14 protein-coding genes and 2 rRNA genes (1 of these 16 only partly in view) are annotated in these 18,030 nt (G+C 60.1%); 8 read left to right on the top strand and 8 right to left on the bottom strand.

The genetic code is table 11. The features are described from left to right. The 5 genes from NWV16_RS23995 to NWV16_RS23975 form a co-directional block, all read left to right on the top strand. Nucleotides 1-1,174 (top strand): 23S ribosomal RNA (locus tag NWV16_RS23995) (it extends 1,717 nt beyond the left edge of the window). A gap of 150 nt (nucleotides 1,175-1,324) precedes the next feature. Next, nucleotides 1,325-1,440, top strand: a 5S ribosomal RNA gene (rrf, locus tag NWV16_RS23990). A 149-nt stretch (nucleotides 1,441-1,589) separates the two neighbouring features. Then, nucleotides 1,590-2,249: a paraquat-inducible protein A gene (locus tag NWV16_RS23985; protein WP_260521018.1), complete on the top strand. Its 660-nt coding sequence runs from the start codon at nucleotides 1,590-1,592 to the stop codon at nucleotides 2,247-2,249. After that, nucleotides 2,236-2,859 carry a paraquat-inducible protein A gene (locus tag NWV16_RS23980; RefSeq protein WP_260521017.1) on the top strand — a complete coding sequence of 208 codons (624 nt, stop codon included), beginning with the start codon at nucleotides 2,236-2,238 and terminating at the stop codon, nucleotides 2,857-2,859. Before NWV16_RS23985 ends, NWV16_RS23980 begins: the two co-directional genes overlap by 14 nt. Then, a complete protein-coding gene (locus NWV16_RS23975) occupies nucleotides 2,852-5,155 on the top strand; it encodes a PqiB family protein (RefSeq protein WP_260521016.1) in 2,304 nt (767 codons plus the stop codon). Before NWV16_RS23980 ends, NWV16_RS23975 begins: the two co-directional genes overlap by 8 nt. Nucleotides 5,156-5,217: 62 nt before the next feature. On the opposite strand, the gene mksF is transcribed toward NWV16_RS23975, so the two are convergent. The 3 genes from mksF to mksB are packed head-to-tail and all read right to left on the bottom strand — an operon-like array spanning nucleotide 5,218 to nucleotide 10,026. Next, the gene (gene mksF / locus NWV16_RS23970; RefSeq protein ID WP_260521015.1) at nucleotides 5,218-8,058 is read right to left on the bottom strand and encodes an Mks condensin complex protein MksF; all 2,841 of its coding nucleotides are present in this window, start codon (nucleotides 8,056-8,058) and stop codon (nucleotides 5,218-5,220) included. Continuing rightward, nucleotides 8,055-8,756 (bottom strand): Mks condensin complex protein MksE, encoded by a 702-nt coding sequence (mksE, locus tag NWV16_RS23965; protein ID WP_260521014.1) that lies wholly within the window; start codon nucleotides 8,754-8,756, stop codon nucleotides 8,055-8,057. Before mksE ends, mksF begins: the two co-directional genes overlap by 4 nt. After that, on the bottom strand, nucleotides 8,746-10,026 hold the full coding sequence (mksB, locus tag NWV16_RS23960) for an Mks condensin complex protein MksB (protein ID WP_260521013.1): 1,281 nt from the start codon (nucleotides 10,024-10,026) through the stop codon (nucleotides 8,746-8,748). The genes mksE and mksB overlap by 11 nt, the downstream gene beginning before the upstream one ends. Nucleotides 10,027-10,258: 232 nt before the next feature. Between mksB and NWV16_RS23955 the strand changes: the two genes are divergently transcribed. Together NWV16_RS23955 and rimI are read left to right on the top strand one after the other, a co-directional pair. Then, entirely contained in the window at nucleotides 10,259-11,011 is a 753-nt protein-coding gene (locus tag NWV16_RS23955) for an energy transducer TonB (protein WP_260523580.1), read from the top strand. Continuing rightward, nucleotides 11,004-11,456, top strand: a complete 453-nt coding sequence (gene rimI, locus NWV16_RS23950) for a ribosomal protein S18-alanine N-acetyltransferase (protein WP_065261174.1) — start codon at nucleotides 11,004-11,006, stop codon at nucleotides 11,454-11,456. Before NWV16_RS23955 ends, rimI begins: the two co-directional genes overlap by 8 nt. Before the next feature lie 45 nt (nucleotides 11,457-11,501). On the opposite strand, the gene NWV16_RS23945 is transcribed toward rimI, so the two are convergent. After that, complete coding sequence (locus NWV16_RS23945; protein ID WP_260521012.1) at nucleotides 11,502-11,906, bottom strand: serine kinase/phosphatase; 405 nt, start codon at nucleotides 11,904-11,906, stop codon at nucleotides 11,502-11,504. Nucleotides 11,907-12,047: 141 nt separating this feature from the next. On the opposite strand from NWV16_RS23945, the gene can reads away from it, so the two are divergent. After that, complete coding sequence (gene can, locus NWV16_RS23940; RefSeq protein WP_065261176.1) at nucleotides 12,048-12,692, top strand: carbonate dehydratase; 645 nt, start codon at nucleotides 12,048-12,050, stop codon at nucleotides 12,690-12,692. Between the two features lie 8 nt (nucleotides 12,693-12,700). Here can and NWV16_RS23935 read toward each other — a convergent pair whose 3' ends face one another. From NWV16_RS23935 to NWV16_RS23920, 4 genes are all read right to left on the bottom strand, one after another. After that, the gene (locus NWV16_RS23935) at nucleotides 12,701-13,225 is read right to left on the bottom strand and encodes an SET domain-containing protein-lysine N-methyltransferase (RefSeq protein WP_260521011.1); all 525 of its coding nucleotides are present in this window, start codon (nucleotides 13,223-13,225) and stop codon (nucleotides 12,701-12,703) included. A 178-nt stretch (nucleotides 13,226-13,403) separates the two neighbouring features. Next, entirely contained in the window at nucleotides 13,404-14,576 is a 1,173-nt protein-coding gene (locus NWV16_RS23930) for a hypothetical protein (protein WP_260521010.1), read from the bottom strand. 120 nt (nucleotides 14,577-14,696) lie between these two features. Then, on the bottom strand, nucleotides 14,697-16,397 hold the full coding sequence (gene acpA, locus NWV16_RS23925; protein ID WP_260521009.1) for an acid phosphatase: 1,701 nt from the start codon (nucleotides 16,395-16,397) through the stop codon (nucleotides 14,697-14,699). Between the two features lie 152 nt (nucleotides 16,398-16,549). Then, complete coding sequence (locus NWV16_RS23920; RefSeq protein WP_065261181.1) at nucleotides 16,550-17,968, bottom strand: short-chain fatty acid transporter; 1,419 nt, start codon at nucleotides 17,966-17,968, stop codon at nucleotides 16,550-16,552. Between the last annotated feature and the right edge of the window lie 62 nt (nucleotides 17,969-18,030).

Here is an 18,030-nt window from a genome sequence, read left to right as displayed (position 1 = left end):
GCTCCGTAAGCCCATGCCGGTCGAAGATACCAGGCCGCTGCGACTGTTTATTAAAAACACAGCACTCTGCAAACACGAAAGTGGACGTATAGGGTGTGACGCCTGCCCGGTGCCGGAAGGTTAATTGATGGGGTTAGCTAACGCGAAGCTCTTGATCGAAGCCCCGGTAAACGGCGGCCGTAACTATAACGGTCCTAAGGTAGCGAAATTCCTTGTCGGGTAAGTTCCGACCTGCACGAATGGCGTAACGATGGCGGCGCTGTCTCCACCCGAGACTCAGTGAAATTGAAATCGCTGTGAAGATGCAGTGTATCCGCGGCTAGACGGAAAGACCCCGTGAACCTTTACTATAGCTTTGCACTGGACTTTGAATTTGCTTGTGTAGGATAGGTGGGAGGCTTTGAAGCGTGAACGCCAGTTTGCGTGGAGCCATCCTTGAAATACCACCCTGGCAACTTTGAGGTTCTAACTCAGGTCCGTTATCCGGATCGAGGACAGTGTATGGTGGGTAGTTTGACTGGGGCGGTCTCCTCCTAAAGAGTAACGGAGGAGTACGAAGGTGCGCTCAGACCGGTCGGAAATCGGTCGCAGAGTATAAAGGCAAAAGCGCGCTTGACTGCGAGACAGACACGTCGAGCAGGTACGAAAGTAGGTCTTAGTGATCCGGTGGTTCTGTATGGAAGGGCCATCGCTCAACGGATAAAAGGTACTCCGGGGATAACAGGCTGATACCGCCCAAGAGTTCATATCGACGGCGGTGTTTGGCACCTCGATGTCGGCTCATCACATCCTGGGGCTGAAGCCGGTCCCAAGGGTATGGCTGTTCGCCATTTAAAGTGGTACGCGAGCTGGGTTTAGAACGTCGTGAGACAGTTCGGTCCCTATCTGCCGTGGACGTTTGAGATTTGAGAGGGGCTGCTCCTAGTACGAGAGGACCGGAGTGGACGAACCTCTGGTGTTCCGGTTGTCACGCCAGTGGCATTGCCGGGTAGCTATGTTCGGAAAAGATAACCGCTGAAAGCATCTAAGCGGGAAACTTGCCTCAAGATGAGATCTCACTGGAACCTTGAGTTCCCTGAAGGGCCGTCGAAGACTACGACGTTGATAGGTTGGGTGTGTAAGCGCTGTGAGGCGTTGAGCTAACCAATACTAATTGCCCGTGAGGCTTGACCATATAACACCCAAGCAATTTGCGCTTAAAAGCCAGATTGCGGTGTGTGAAGACGAAACGAACCGAAAGTTCGAGTTCACAAACACCGATGGCTGTCACATACCCGATTTGCTGAAGCGAGGCCCTCTGGTCACGACTCGGCACACAGAATTTCTTGACGACCATAGAGCATTGGAACCACCTGATCCCATCCCGAACTCAGAAGTGAAACGATGCATCGCCGATGGTAGTGTGGGGTTTCCCCATGTGAGAGTAGGTCATCGTCAAGATTAAATTCCGAAACCCCGATTGCGAAAGCAGTCGGGGTTTTGTTTTGTTCGCAGGAAAGTTTTTGTCCGCTGGATCGAACAAATTTGCACAGTTATTTTCGAATCAGAACACTAGAATATCCTCCATCTTTTTCGGAGCCAGAGCCGTTATGTCAGATTCGGTTGACGCCCCCGGGCTGTCAGATTTACCGCTGGATGACTTGGTGGCCTGCCATGAGTGCGATCTGCTGATGCGCAAGCCCAAGCTTGCCCACGGTGAGAAAGCACTCTGCCCACGCTGCGGTTACGAACTGTATGCCCACCGCCATAACGTGGTGCAGCGCAGTCTTGCCCTGGTCATCGCCGCACTGTTGCTCTACGTGCCGGCGAACTTTTTACCCATCATGCAGCTCAATGTCCTCGGGCAATCGTCGCAGGACACTGTCTGGAGCGGTGTTGTCGGCCTGTTCAATACCGATATGCGCGGTGTATCAGTCGTCGTATTTCTGTGCAGCATGCTGATTCCACTGCTGAAACTGCTGTGTCAGTTGTGCGTGTTGCTGACGATTCGTTTCAACATCGGTCGTAGCTATGGCTTGTTGCTCTACCGCATTTATCACCACCTCAGAGACTGGGGCATGCTTGAGGTCTACCTCATGGGCGTCCTGGTGGCGATCGTCAAACTGGCAGACATGGCAGCCATCACCATCGGTCTCGGTCTGGCCTGTTTCATCGGTTTGTTGTTGGTTCAGGTCTGGCTGGAAGTGGTGATGTCACCCCATCAGATCTGGCAGGCTTTATCAGGAGAAGATGCCCATGCGGGCGATTGATGCGGGCATTCTGATTTGCACCGAATGTCACGAATTGAACAGGCAGGAACCGGACAGCCATGAGCAAACCTGCACCCGTTGTGGTGCATGGGTCCATGCCCGCCGCCCAAACAGTCTGGCCCGCACCTGGGCGCTGTTGATTACGGCTGCCATCGTCTATATCCCGGCCAATGTTTTACCGATCATGACGGTCAGCTCGTTGGGACAAGGTGATCCCAGCACAATCATGTCCGGGGTGATCCAGCTGGTGCAGCACGGCATGATCCCGATCGCGGCCGTTGTATTCATCGCCAGTATCCTCGTGCCGACCTTCAAACTGGTAGGTATCGCGTTGCTGCTGTTTTCTGTGCAGCGCCGCCAGCCGTTATCCGCCCGCCAGCGGATCTGGATGTACCGTTTCATCGAATTCATCGGCCGCTGGTCGATGCTGGATATTTTCGTGATTGCCATTCTGGTGGCGGTCGTCAACTTCGGCCGGCTTGCCAGTGTCGAAGCCAATCTTGGCGCCATCGCTTTCGCCAGTGTGGTGATTCTGACGATGCTTGCCGCTGTCACATTCGATCCCCGACTGATTTGGGATAACACGGAGTCGGACGCCGACCATGACTGATTTGCCTGTAGCGAAAACCCGACCGGCCTCGAACTGGTCTGCCATTTGGGTACTGCCGTTGATCGCCTTGATCATCGGCGGCTGGCTGGGATGGCGTGCCTACAACGAAACCGGCATCGAAATTCAGGTGCGCTTCGAAAGTGGTGAAGGCATTCAGGCCAACAAGACCGAAGTGGTCTACAAGGGGATGTCGGTTGGCAAGGTAAAATCCCTCAAGCTCGACGACGAAGGTGGTACCAAAGGTGTAATCGCCACCATCGAGATGAACAAGGATGTCGATCAATACCTGAAGACCAGTACCCGCTTCTGGCTGGTCAAACCGAGCGTAACCCTGGCGGGTATTACCGGCCTGGAAACCCTGGTGTCGGGCAACTATGTCGCGATCAGCCCGGGTGAGGGCGAGCCGACCCGCAAGTTCAAGGCCCTGGCCGAGGAGCCGCCATTGTCGGACTCCAAACCCGGCCTGCACCTGACGATCAAGGCTGATCGCCTCGGTTCGCTGAACCGTGGCAGCCCGGTGTTCTACAAACAGATCCAGGTCGGTCAGATCAAGAGTTACGTACTGTCGGAAGATCAGAGCACCGTCGAGCTCAAGGTGTTCATCGAGCCGACCTACGCCAAACTGGTGCGCAAACATACGCGATTCTGGAACGCCAGCGGCATCAGCATTGACGCCAACCTGAGCGGGGTGAAAGTACGCAGTGAGTCCCTGGCCAGCATTGTCGCCGGCGGCATCGCCTTCGCCACACCGGAGAACCGCAAGGACAGCCCGCCAACCGATCCGAGCCTGCCGTTTCGCCTTTACGAAGATTTCGATGCGGCCGCCGCCGGTATCCGCGTGAAGGTCAAACTCAGCGATTTCGAAGGCCTGCAAGCCGGGCGTACGCCGGTGATGTACAAGGGCATTCAGGTCGGTAACCTCAAGGCACTGAAGATCGATCCGGATCTGTCCAGCGCCACCGCCGAACTGACCCTTGATCCATTGGCAGAAGAGTATCTGGTCACCGGCACCCAGTTCTGGGTGGTCAAACCGTCGATTTCCCTGGCCGGCATCACCGGTCTGGAAGCGTTGGTCAAAGGTAACTACATCGCCGTGCGCCCGGGCGACAAGGGCGGTGCGCCGCAACGCGAGTTCGAGGCCCGGCCGAAAGCGCCGCCGCTGGATCTGAAGGCGCCGGGCCTGCATCTGGTGCTGTTCACCGACAGCCTCGGTTCGATCGAGGTCGGCAGTCCGATTCTCTACAAACAGGTCAAGGTCGGTTCGGTACAGAGCTATCAGTTCTCAAAGACTCGCAAACAATTGGTGATCGGCGTCCATATCGAGAAGGAGTACGAGAACCTGGTCAACGCCTCCACCCGTTTCTGGAACGTCAGCGGCATTACGCTGACCGGTGGTCTGACGGGGGGCATTCAGGTCAAGAGCGAGTCCTTGCAGACCCTGATGGCCGGCGGTATCGCCTTCGAGACGCCGCAAGCCAAGGCGCCGTTGCAAAAGCGCATTCCGCGTTTCCGTCTGTTCGCCAACCATGACGAGGCCAACCAGAAAGGTGAGGTGGTGACCATCAAGGTGGATCGTGCCGATGGCTTGCGCAGTGGCACGCCGGTGCGCTTCAAAGGGCTGGATGTCGGCAAAATTGAAAGTGTGGACCTGACAGATGACCTGCAATCGGTGATCCTCACCGCGCGCATCACGGAAGTACCGGAGAAGATTGCCCGGGTCGGCAGCCAGTTCTGGGTGGTCAAGCCGGAGCTGGGGTTGATCAAGACCTCGAATCTGGAAACTCTGGTCACGGGTCAGTACATCGAAGTCCAGCCGGCGGCGAAGAGCCTCGGCCCGCAGAAGAACTTCGTGGCGTTGGCCAATCCACCCGAGCTGGCCAAGCAAGAGGCCGGCTTGAGTCTGGTACTGAGCGCAGCCCGTCGCGGTTCGCTGAAGCCGGGCGTACCGGTGACTTATCGCGAGATCACTGTGGGTAAAGTCACCGGTTACGAACTCGGGCAGACCGCCGACCGCGTACTGATACACATCCTGATCGAACCGAAGTACGCACCGCTGGTGCGCAGCGGCAGTCGCTTCTGGAACACCAGCGGCGTCGGTTTCGATATCGGTCTGTTCAAGGGGATGACGGTGCGCACTGAGTCGCTGGAAACGGTGATTCAGGGGGGGATCGCTTTCGCCACACCGGACGGTGAACGCATGGGTAATCCGGCACGGCCCGAGCAGACTTTCCCGCTGTTCGACAAGTTCGAAGACGAATGGCTGACCTGGGCGCCGAAGATTTCCCTCGACAAGTAATTCCGAGCCAAAGAAAAAGGGCCGTGATCCATCGGATCACGGCCCTTTTTCATACTCGCCGGTTAAACCTCATCCAGCTCCGGCTCGTCCGCCTCGACATTGAGGGTGGCTTTCACCACATCGTGGCGACGGATGTATTTCCAGTCCGCTTCGTCGATGTAGATGCCGGCCGGGCCGCTGCCGCCCTCCAGGTCGATGGCGACACTGGCGCAGACCTGCGGCTTCACACTCGCCAGAATCGGCACGAAGCCCAGCTGCAGGCTGGTTTCCAGCAAAGCGGCCTGATTTCTCTCATCGATGTCGGCTGCCTCATCGAGGTAGTACGGCAGACGTACACGACCGGCGAGATCGCGGTCCATCAAGTGCAGTAACAAGTACATGTTGGTCAGCGCCTTGATGGTCATCGTGGTGCCGTTGGACGCCGCGCCATCGATATCGGTGTGAATCACCGGATGGCCGTTGACCTTGGTGATCTCGAACGCCAGTTCGAACAAGTCCTTGAGGCCGAGCTGGTTGTGGTTTGCCGCCACCAGCCGCGCCAGGTATTCCTTGGCTTCTTCGTTCTTGTTGTCCTGTTCTGCACTCTGGCTCAGATCGAACACCGACAGGGTTTCGCCTTCTTCGTACTGACCGGCGCTGTGGATGATCTGGTCGATGTGCTTGAGGGCTTCCTTGTTCGGGGCCAGAACAATGCGGAAACTCTGCAGGTTGGACACCTGACGCTTGTTGATCTCGCGGTTGAACAGCGCCAGTTGGTGCTCGAGGCTGTCGTAGTCGCTGCGGATGTTGCGCAGGGTCCGGGCGATATCGGTGACCGCAGCACGACGCGCCTTGCCCAGGGTCAGGGCTTCATCGGTCCGGTGGGCATAGGCATTGATCAGCAGCGACAGTCGGCGCTCCATGTCATCTTCACTGTCGAACTTGGCCACGCCTTTGAGCCGCACCTGCGCGTACAGCGCTTCGATCTGGCCATCGGCACGCAACAGCCCTTGCCAGCTGTCCTGATAGTCATTGAGCAGCGGCAACAGGTTGTCCATGGAATCGTCGACCGGATCCATGAACGGCGTACCGAACGGCAGATCCGCCGGCAGCAGCTGACGGCGACGCAGGGCATCGTCGAGGGTGCGTTGTTTGGCTTCCATGTCGGCGATCTGCCGGCCGACCAGTTGCAGCTTGGCCGACAGTTGCTGGACGCGCTCGGTGAACGCATCGCTGGAACGCTTGAGCTCGTCCTGCGCCGCTTCCATCTGCGCCAGTTGCTCGAGCTTGTCGCCTTCTTCGGCGCTCAGGGTCTGGGTGCGACGGAAATCTTCCAGGGCTTTCTGCGCGTCCAGCACCTGCTGGTACAGCGCTTCGGTCTGGGTCTTGCTCGCGGCACGGTCAGCGGCCACGGCTTGCTGGGTCTTGAGCTGCTTGAGCTCTTTCTCCAGTCGTTCTTTCTGATCGCGCAGTGCTGCACGGTCAGCCAGTGCTTGGAGTGCCGGCGGCTCGATGTGCGAAATGTCGATCGACAGGCCCGGCACTTCGAAACGCTCGCCCTTGAAGCCGTCGAGGATCAGTTCGACCGATTTGACCCATTCGCCATCGTCATCGAGGGTGATGCCGTGCTCGCCCAGCGGCAGGCTGAACAGCGCGCTGTTGAACAGGCGCATCAGGCGTTCGACGTCCTGTTGCGAGAACTCTTCGCGCAGACGGGCATAGCTGTTGTTGTCTGCATGATCGAGTTGCTGTTTCACCGACTTCAAGCGTTTTTCCAGATCGCGAAGTCGCTCTTCGAGATCTTCTGCGCTGAATTGACGGGACTGCGCCAGCGCACCGGCCAGTTCGTCGTGGGCGTCCTTGGCGGCGAGCAGTTGCTGCTCCAGCACCTTGACGTCATCGATCAGGGCAAAGCGGTTCTTCAGCACCGACAACTCACCGAGCCAGCGCTGAATGCCGGATATTTCCCGTTCCAGTCGCATCAGTTCCTGGGTGCTGCCGCGCTGGTCGTTTTGCAGATCGTCCTGCTCGCGACGGTAGTGTTCGGCCTGAATCGTCAGCTCTTCCTTGCGCGCCGTGGCGTAATCCGACCAGGTGCCGAGCAACGAGTCGAGCAGTGGCGACAGACGATGCAGCTTGCCGCGTAGCACGTCGCGATGTTTCACCCCGTTGGCCAGGGCTTCGACCAGCGGACCGGCGGCCACCAGCGAGTTGTAGTCCTGTTCCATGCGACGCACATCGCGGAAGGCTTCTTCGCACGCGGCGATGTAATCGACGCTGCCGGAACGCAGGCTATGTTCGAAGGCATCGAGGAACAGCTGCTTGAGTTTGGCCGCAGTGATTTCGCGCATGTGCAGCAGGTTGATGAACAGCGCGCGGAAAGTCTTCAAGCTCTGCTCACTGGTGGAGCGCAGCGGGATCAGCGTCAGGTCCAGCGGGATCGACGTATGGCCACCGACCAGCAGACGCCGCAGTTCATCCGGCTTGAGCTCGTAGGCCTTCAGACCTTCCTTCTCAAGGTTGCTGAAGAGTTCTTTCTGACGCAGGCAGGTATCGTTTTTCTGGTAATGCGCCAGATCGAGCTGGCCGGCATAGGCAAAGAACTGATGGCCGAAACCGCCGCCCGGGCCGCGACCGACCACGCCGATCACATGTGGACCGTGGGGCAGGTTCACTTCAACGAGGATATAACTGGTGTCGGAAGCAAAGTAGAAGCGCCGGGACTGTTCCAGGCTGTATTTGCCGAAACTCATGTCCGACATGCGCGCCAGGATCGGGAACTGCAAGGCGTTGATCGAGGCGGATTTGCCGAGGTTGTTCGCGCCGTAGACCGACAGCGGCTCTTCCAGCGGAAACAGACCGAGGCTGTAGCCGGCCGTGTTCAAAAGGGCAAAGCGGCGGATGCCGTAGCGTTCCTGGCTCATGCATCGGACTCCTGTTCTTCGGCAATGGCGCGGGCCAGTGCCTCTTCTTCGCTTTCTTCTTCAAATTCCGATAAATCGAGCGGATCGTCGGTTTCCCGCAGTCGGGCCTCGGCCTCTTCGTCGATCAGTACCGGTGCCGGCAGCGGCAGAACGCTGTGGACGCTGGCCGCCAGATCACGGTCCTGCTGCACCGACAGGCACACGTCGAGGAAACGGTGCATCGGCGGCAGGAAACGGTACACGCCGTTTTCTTCCCCGGCGAAACCGAGCTGGGTCATGCGGCGCATGATTTTTTCTTCCAGCTCATCAACGGTCTGCACTTCGGCCTGGATGAACAGGTCGCGGTATTTTTCCAGCAGCGAAGGCAGTTCGTCGCGGCCCAGGCTGCCGCCGTCCAGCACGGCAATCGGGTCGCGCCCCTGGTCGGCCAGGTGCTCGACCAGGATGAAGGTGAACAGTGCCAGACGCTGAGCCGTCTTGTTCACCGCCGCTGCGGCCATGTCCGGTACGAAGTAATAGAAGCCACGGGTGTCGCAGACCAGTTCGAAACCCAGGGCCTTGAACAGCGTGCGGTACTGGTCCTGGAAGTTGGACAGTTGTGCATACAGTTCGGGGTCGCGACGGCTGACGTGGTAACCCTTGAACAGCTCGCGGAAGATCGGCGCGAGTTGAGACAGTTCGGAAAGATCAAGATGCATGTGGAGTGCTCGCAGAATCCTCGGCGGCAGGGTCGCGGGCCGAGAGCAGGGCGAAGGAGCGCAGGCTGACCCGGTGCTCGTGTGTGTGGTATTCGCGGCGTTCCAGACGCTCGCGCTTGAAGCGTTTTTCCCGCGACAGGCGCGAGAACCAGTAAAGCAATTCGTCGGTGGCGCCATCCGGTTCCTGATCCAGCAGCCAGGTCATCAGATCCGGCATCGGCAGGGACTCTTCGCAGCGGTCGACCATTTCCCGAACGGTGCGCGGCGCGCGCGGGGCATCGCCGGTCTTTTGCGATTTGTGCGCCTTGGGGAAGCGTGCCGGTTTCGGCTCGAATCGGGCCAGAGCGTAGACGTAGGCTTCAACCTGACTGGCGCTGCCGAGGAAGGTGCTTTGCGGTCGGGTGAACAGCGGCATCGCGGCTTGCGGCACGGCGTCGATGCCTTTACGGCGGATCGCTGCCAGAGCAAGCGCCGCGCCACGGGTCACGGCGTTGTGCCGACGTGCTTCTTCACGCAGCGGCAGCAGCAGTTCCCGGGCGTGACGCAGGGTCAACTGGGCGCTGGTCTGCATTTCGAGGATGCGCGCGTGGGTGCGCAGCAGCATGTCGTCATCGACCAGATGGCCGAGGCGCTGCTGTTCGCTGAGCATTTTCAACAGCACGGTTTCGACCTTGCGCACGCCTTGTTCGAAGGCGCCGTCGGCGTTCACCAGATCGATCATGGGTTCGACGTATTCGTCCCAGGTCGCCAGTACTTCGGCGTATCGCTGGCGCAGGGGGATCTGCCGGTCGCTGGTCTTGGCCCGTTCGGCCACGGCTACCAGCGCCTGTTCGTCGTTGTCGAGCTTCTTCAGGACGTCGCGCACGCGCATGTCGAGCAGGCGCAACTGGCGCGCCAGATCATTGCCGTCGCGGACGTCGAACGCATCCTGGATATAACCGGCCAGACGTTCGAGGTGACGCAGGTAGGCCTCGATCTCCAGACACAGGCCCAGACGGTGCTCCCGACGCAGGTAGGCGAGGAAGTCGTGGATCTGCGCGTTGAGTTCGAAACGGTTCGGGCTTTTCGCCACGGGGACCAGAATGTCGAGGCGAATCCACACGTCGAGAAGGCTGGTGATGTCCTGTGGCGTGCTTTCCAGTTGTTGGGCGGCCAGTTGCGTGCGCAGTTCGTTGAGGCTCAGGGTGCCCTGGTCGAAGTGCTCGCACAGTGGCTCCAGAAGTGCCCAGTGTTCAGCGAGGGCGCGCAAGACGCGCTTGGGTTCGATCATCGGAATGGCCGGCTGGTTGGCGATTAAAAGCCGCGATTGTACTGCATCACGGGCGATGCGATTCACTCTCGGGACGGGCTGTCGCTTTTTCTGAGGTGAAGAGCGGTGGTCAAGACTATCGATCAAGCGCAAGCGATCTTGAGCGAAGGGCGGTAGAATCAGCGCACTTCAGTTATCCACAAGTGGCCGACCCTTGCTAATCGAGTCCCGCCGCCGCGCCTATTTGAACGCCATGCAGGTGGTCAACTGGCTGCCGCGCACCGAATTGCCCTTCGCCGCACCGTCGCGGCCCGAGCTGCTGGAGCCTGCGGAGCCGGAGCCCGAGGTTTCACTGCCCGTGGCGCCGGCCCACGAGGCCGACGCGCCAGTGCAGCCGGTCGCACGTGTGGCCGAGCGGCCGAAGATCGAGGTCCCGCGACCGACACCTGCCAGCGGCCGTCCCGCCGCCAAATCGGTGGACGAGGCCGAGGAGACGCCGGTGGTCGTGCGTCCTGCACCGGTGCCGCCGCCCAGATTCGCCCTGCAGTTGCTACGCGCCGGTCGTTGCCTGTTGCTGGTGGAGTTGCCCACAGGCGAATCGTTCCAGAGCCGGGATCCTGCCTATCTGCTGCTCAAGGACATGCTGCGGGCCGCCGGTCTGCCGGATGCGCCGCAGATCGTCGGCGACCCGGTGCGTTGGCCGCTGCTGGTGCGCGGCACCATGGATCAGGGTCCGGAGGCGGCCCGGGATTTCGTCCAGGGTTTCCTTTCGGTGCAAATGGAGACGTCACCGTGTGCCTGCCTCTGGTTGATCGGTCTGCCGGCGGTGCGCTTTGCCGGTGAGAAGGACGCCGAGGCGTTCAACAGTGAATGGCAGATCGAAGGTCTTGGCCTGGCCTGGGCCGTGCCGGGACTGGAATTGTTGATGGAAGAGCCACAGCGCAAAGCCGCGGTGTGGCAAGCCATGCGTCGGCTGATGGCGCGCTGGAAAGAAGCGAATGAGTGATGCTGTAACCTTCCGTCCGATGGTCGAAGCCGATCTGGACGCTGTGCTGAAAATCGAATATGCGGCCTACAGCCATCCCTGGACTCGCGGGATTTTTCTCGACGGGCTGGGCAAATACCAGATCTGGCTGATGTTCGAAGGCGAGCAACAGGTCGGCCACGGCGTGGTACAGATCATCTTGGATGAGGCGCACTTGTTGAACATTACGGTCAAACCGGAAAACCAGGGACGAGGGCTTGGGCTGACTTTGCTCCAGTTCCTGATGTCCCGTGCCTATGCCGCGGATGCCCGCGAGTGTTTCCTGGAAGTGCGCGACAGCAACGCATCGGCGTTTCGCTTGTACGAGCGCTACGGTTTCAATGAAATCGGCCGCCGCCGCGATTACTACCCGGCGGTGGGTGGACGTGAAGACGCGGTGGTCATGGCCTGCACCCTGGTTGAGTGACCGGTCGTAGAAGCTGCTTCACCCGAGGCAGCTTCCGAGGATCCTTCAGCGTTTGCCGTCAATCGGATCGCGCCGCGCCAGTTCCGCTTCATCCAGGCCATCTGCGCCGCCAATGTTTTCCTCATCGACAATGCTCAAGTCCCAATCCGCCTGATTGCCAGCCCCCGGCTCATCCGCATCGCGCGCACCGTCTTCGCGAATCAGGGTTTCCGGACTCAGGTCATCGTCGGTCGGCTCGTGATCTGCCACCGAGGCGCCGGTCATGCCGGCTTCACGCACCCGTTCACGGGGGATGCGTCGTTCGCGCTCGCGATCCGGCAGTTCATCGCCGATCTTCGCGCTGGGTTGTTCGTCGTCGAAATCCAGCTCATGCACCGACCCCATGCGGTCTTCGTTGTCATCGACGGGCTCCGGTTGTACCGCGTCGAAGGGGCGTCGTGAATCAGTCATGGCAAATCCTCATACTGTGGGCCTTACTGAGGTGGACTCACCGGGTTCACGAGAATTCCAACGAAATCACTTGCGATCCTTTCGTGACCCCGACGGACGGTCGTCTGTCAAACCAGCGCATCTTTCTTGAGGCCTTACAGCATGCATGACTTACAAGACCTGATTGATAACAACGAGCGTTGGGCTGACGCAATCACCAAGGAAGACCCGGATTTCTTCGCCAAACTGGCCCGTCAACAGACGCCTGAATACCTGTGGATCGGCTGCTCCGATGCGCGGGTTCCGGCCAATGAAATCGTCGGCATGCTGCCGGGCGATCTGTTCGTGCACCGCAACGTGGCCAACGTGGTACTGCACACCGACCTCAACTGTCTGTCGGTGATCCAGTACGCCGTGGACGTGCTCAAGGTCAAACACATTCTGGTCACCGGCCACTACGGTTGCGGCGGTGTGCGGGCGTCGATGCAGGATCGCCAGTTCGGCCTGATCGATGGCTGGCTGCGGTCGATCCGTGATCTGTATTACGAAAAGCGAGAAGAACTCGCCAGACTGCCGACCGAAGAAGAGCAGGTCGACCGACTGTGCGAGCTCAACGTGATCCAGCAAGTGGCCAACGTCGCCCACACCAGCATCATCCAGAATGCCTGGCATCGCGGGCAGAGCCTGTCGGTCCATGGCTGCATTTACGGGATCAAGGACGGTCGCTGGAAAAGCCTGAACACGACCATCAGCGGTTTCGAGCAACTGCCGCCGCAGTACCGCTTGCGCCCGGTCGGCGCGCCGTAAACCGCCAGTCAGCGCACGCCTTGGCGGAGCCAGTTCTTTAAATAGTGCTGGCCTTCAAGGCTGGGCGGTTCGTCGTAACCGGTGATCCAGCCGCGACAATGAGCTGATCCGCAACCGCAGGCGAACTGCTTGAGCAGTTTGTCTTCGGTGGCGGTGAAATCCATCGTCAATCGCTCGCCCGGCTGAATGTCCCGCAGGGCCCACAGCCACAATTCGCTCATGTCGATGAACACGTTCGGGTCGCAGGAGTGTTCGATCAACCCGCAGAAACGTGGATCGTAAATATGGATACCGGCCTGCAATTGCCGGGTCTGACGGCCGCGATAGGGCAGCAACTGGCCCGAGATCCTGCACATGCGGGTGATGCGCAGAAATTCCCGGCGCGCGACGATTGCACAAGGTTTTCCTCTGCCATCGTGAATCACTTCGAAGTCGGCGTGCGCAGGGAATCCGAGGCGCACTGGAAGCGCCACGAAAGGGTAGATCCCCTCGGCATTGCTTGATGAACGCGGGTAAAGCACGTGCGTATTCATAACATTCCCTGTCAGCCAGGTGCTGCTACTTCTGCGGGGCGAACTCCTTTCGTCCCTCGCAGCACATTGGATCCAATATTCGCTTATATGAAATAGCAGATCTACTGTCATATCTGACAGGCGTTAAAGACGCCTCCCCGCGTCAGCCAAGGCTGACACGGGGAGGCGGTATTGCACATCAAATATGCGGAGCAGGCTCTGCGGTGTCCGGCAACGGACTCTGAAGCTGTTGCAACTGGGCCTTGATCGGCGTGGTGGCGCACTTGGCAGCGGCCTGTTCGGCGGTCAGGTTGCGGATCGAGGTGTAGAACAATTCACACGTCTTGACCTTCTGTGTCACCTGCCAGGTCTGGGTGCAGCTGTTCAGCAGGTTTTTCGGATCGGTGCCCGGTTTGCTGCCCATCCCCGCCTGCCAGCAAGCGGCGCTCAGGTCCTGGCCCATCACCTTCAGACCGGCCGCATCGGCCTTGGCCTGGGCGTCGTCGCCGGTGTAGCTCTTGGGGTCGGCGGCGTACCAGATATAGCTTGGGTGGTTGGAGCCCAGTACCGGCACGTTCACACCGGCGCTTGGAGTGATGGTTGCCAGGCCGAGCACGTTCACGGTCGGTCCGTATTGCTGTTTGATCCAGTTACGCACCGGTGCTCCGAAGGCCACCATCGGCAGGGTGGCGCCGCTGGCGCTGACGCTGACCTGTTTGACCATGGTGGTCTGGTAGTCCTTGAAGTAGCCGTAGACGCCCTCAAGATCGCTGCCGGCGCTGGCAGGCGCGGCAATGGGCGCGATGTCGACAATGGTTTGGTAGGCCGGCGTCTGGTTGGCCGGGATACCGTTGTCGGTCAACAGCGCGGCCCAGCGATCGGTGGTGTTGGAGCGCAGGTAGTCCTGAGCCTGGGTCAGTGAGTAATCCGGCGGGAAGTGCAGCAGTTCGACGCTTTTACGGTTTTCCAGCGCCATGCCCAGCGGCAGGAACAGATACCAGCTGTACGCCCATTTGCCGTCGGCGTTGAGTTTGCTGGCGCCGGCATAGGCCAGATCGCCGGCATCCAGCAGCGCGGTCAGCGGTTTGTCGTAATCTTTCGGTACACCGCTGATCTCGGCATGGATCTGATCATTGTCGTTCTTCACCAGCACCTTGGCGCCGGTGTAGCCATCGCGCTGCACGCTCTGGCTCAGGTAGTGGGCGACGGTCTGCTCAAGCGTCCAGTTGCGAAAGCAGATCACGTTGCAATTGTTGGGATAAGCGAAGAGGCGGGTGACGCGTTCGGTGCTGCCCAGTTTCAGGTCGACATCGGCGTGGGCGGCTGCGCTCAACGTGAGCGCAGCGAGGGTGAGTCCTGCGAGTTTGAACATGCTCAGATCCTTTTCAGCGTGGGGTTCCCCGTTGTTCGGGTGCGCCACATATTGGATCAGCCGCGTGATGGCGAGAAGCCGTCAGCCACGGTTTTTTGAGCCGGGTCGCCGGGCTCGCCCTCAGGCCTTGAACTGCAGGGCGTTGGTCAAGTCCCCCATTGGCTTCTGCCCCCGGCCGATCATCGCATCGTCGCGTTGTTTGATACCTGCCAATGTCTCCAGCTGGAAGACCCGGGTAATCAGACGCAGGATCGATGCGGTGTCATAGACCGTGTGATCCACCGTGCCCTTGCGGGCAAACGGTGACACGACCAGCGCCGGCACCCGGGACCCCGGCCCCCAGCGGTCGCCCTTGGGTGGCGCGACATGGTCCCACCAGCCGCCGTTTTCATCGACAGTCACGATGGCCACCATGTTTTTCCACTGCGGACTTTCCCGCAGCACTTTCAACGCACGGACGATGTGCCGATCTCCGGAGGCCACGTCGGCATAACCGGCATGCATGTTCAGATTGCCCTGGGGTTTGTAGAACGTCACGGCAGGCAGTTTGCCGGCTTCGGCATCGGCGAAGAATTTGTTGGTACCGGACTCGTCACCCAGACCGGCGTCGCGCAGACGCTTGCTGCGCTCTTCGGGATGCTCCGGGCCCTGTTGCTGGAAGTAATTGAACGGCTGATGGTGATACTGGAAGTTGGGGATTTTCGGAATCCCGCCGGAGTCCTTGAACTGATCCAGCGTCGCCTGCCAGGCACCGGCATACCACGCCCAGTCGATGTTCTTCTTCGACAGCTTGTCACCGATGTGTTCGTGGGTCTGGGGCACCAGGACGTTTGGCAGATCGGCCTTGGAATAGGCCGGGCGTTCCGGGTCGCGGATCCACGTCGGCCAATAGGGCGGAGCGAGGGTGTTGACGCCGTACCCGTCCGGGGTCAGCGCGCTCGGGCCGAACTGCGGCGGCCCTGTCATGGCGCTGGCCGGCGATTGTTCCAGAGGCTTGAGGCGCGGGTCGGCCGGGTCATCGCTTTGCAGCGCGGCGATCTGGCTTCTGGCGACCGAGTTGGCGACGTCCGGGTAGAACGGCGCGGTGGCGCTGATCAGGTATTGATGGTTGAGAAACGAACCGCCGAATGCTCCCTGAAAGAAGTTGTCGCACAGTACGAACTCTCGAGCCACGTCCCACAGCCGCAGGGAATAGCGGCTCTGGGCATAGTGCCCCATGGTCAGGCCGCCGGAGTCGGCCCAGGCGACGAAACCGTCGTTCTTGCCGCCGTTGATCTGCATCTGATTCTGATAGAACACGTGCCACAGATCCCGCGTGACCAGGCCTAAAGGCAGGTCCTCGGCATTCGGGCCTTTCAGAGCGAAAGGTGCGTTCGGCAGGTTTTCCTGAAATTGCACGCCCTTGGGATAGGTCACGCCATCGAGTGTCTGCGGGCCGATCTGCAATACACCGCCCCAGGCCGGCGGCAGGGTCTTCAGCAGACTGCCGTCGCGGTCGCGCTGCTGGTATTTCTCGGGCCTGAGTGCCGACAACGGCTTCTCCACACCGGGGAAATCACCGAACAGGTTATTGAAACTACGGTTTTCGGCGTAGATCACCACGACGGTCTTCACCTGTTCGCGCAGAGCCTTGTCCAGCTCGGCAGGCGAGAGCGGACGCTCGTCGGGTTTGCCCGGCTGATCAGCGGCATTCCCGCATCCGGCCAACGTGGCGCCCACACCCAACACCGCGACACCGCCGAGAAAACGGCGGCGGCTGGTGTCGGTGGGCTTGTCGGATTCTGGTGAGGAGGGATCTTTACCGTCGGTGTCGTCGTGCATGTAGAAGTCCGTTTATGCTTAATTGTTTCAGTATGTTTCGGGCGGACGCTAGCAAGGGAATGTGACGGTTGGGTGACATTTCCAAGGCGTAGAAACAAATGAGGGAGCCAGTACGCTCCCTCATGAGAATCACGCCTGGAGAGGATTTCGCCTCATGGCATCACCGGCGGCGTATACGCCAGCGTCGTCCCCAGCGCCCACAGCAACAGCAGTACCAACGGCGTGTGCACCAGCAGTTGCACGAAGGAGAAGCCGATCAGGTCCCGTGCCTTGAGTCCCAGCACCCCCAACAGCGGCAGCATGTAAAACGGGTTGATCAGGTTCGGCAGCGCTTCGGCGGCGTTGTAGATCTGCACGGCCCAGCCCAGGTGGTATTTCAGGTCGGTGGCCACCTGCATCACGTACGGCGCCTCGATGATCCACTTGCCGCCCCCGGACGGAATGAAGAAACCGAGAATCGCCGAGTACACGCCCATCAGCAGCGCATAGGTATCGTGGGACGCGATGCTGACGAAAAAGGTCGAGATATGGTGAGCAAGCGTCTGGGCATCAGTGCCCTTGACCGTGGTCATCAGCGCCGCGATCGAGCCGTACAACGGGAACTGGATCAGCACGCCAGTGGTGGTCGGCACCGCTCGCGCCACCGCGTCGAGGAAGCTGCGCGGACGCCAGTGCAGCAGTGCGCCAAGCATGATGAACAGGAAGTTGTAGGTGTTGAGCCCGGAAATCGCGGTGATCGCCGGTTTGGTCGAGAACTCGTGGAACAGCCATCCGGCCGCGAGCAGCACCAGCACGATGATCAGCAGCGGGCTGTGCTCCAGCCATTCGCCCGGGCGGGTGCGCGGTTGCAGCGGCGGCAGGTTGAAGGCCGGGTCGATGCCGCAGGCCTGGGCGTCGCGCGCCGAATTCGGGCCGGGCGCGGTGGCGTAGGCGATGATGATCGAGATCACCACCAGTGCCAGTAGCATCACCCCCGATTGCCAGAGGAAAATCGTCTGGGTGAACGGAATCACGCCAGTGATCGACAGGATCGACGGTGGCAGGCTGGCGGGGTTGGCCTGCAATTGTGCGGCGGACGACGACAGACCCAGTGCCCACACCGCACCAAGGCCCAGATAAGCCGCGGCTCCGGCGGCGCGGTAATCCATTTTCAGATCGCTGCGGCGGGCGAGGGCGCGTACCAGCAAGCCGCCGAACACCAGCGACAGGCCCCAGTTCAGCAACGATGCAACCATCGAAATCAGCGCGACCCAGGCCACGGCAGAGCGGCCGTTCTTCGGGATTCGCGCCAGACGATCGATCAGCTTTACGGCGGGCGGTGAACTGGCGACGACATAACCGCCGATTACCACGAAGGCCATCTGCATGGTGAAGGGGATCAGGCTCCAGAAGCCGTCACCGAAGGCCATGGCGGCATCGGTGGGTCTGGCGCCCATGGCCAGGGTGGCCAGCGCCACGATGATCACGGCGAGCGCGGCGAACACCCAGGAGTCGGGAAACCAGCGTTCGGCAAAACTGGAGCAGCGCAAGGCAAAGCGCGCAGAGCGGCTATCTTCGATATCAACGGCCACGGGAGTACCTCGGATTTTTATGTTTATTGTGGTCTTCGGGGCTTGGCCAGCCCGTCTGGACA

Origin of the sequence: Pseudomonas sp. BW7P1, from assembly GCF_024981055.1 — a bacterium.
GTDB lineage: Bacteria > Pseudomonadota > Gammaproteobacteria > Pseudomonadales > Pseudomonadaceae > Aquipseudomonas > Aquipseudomonas bananamidigenes.
Note: the sequence above shows the minus strand (reverse complement) of the source record. Positions and strands in the feature narration are given on the sequence as shown.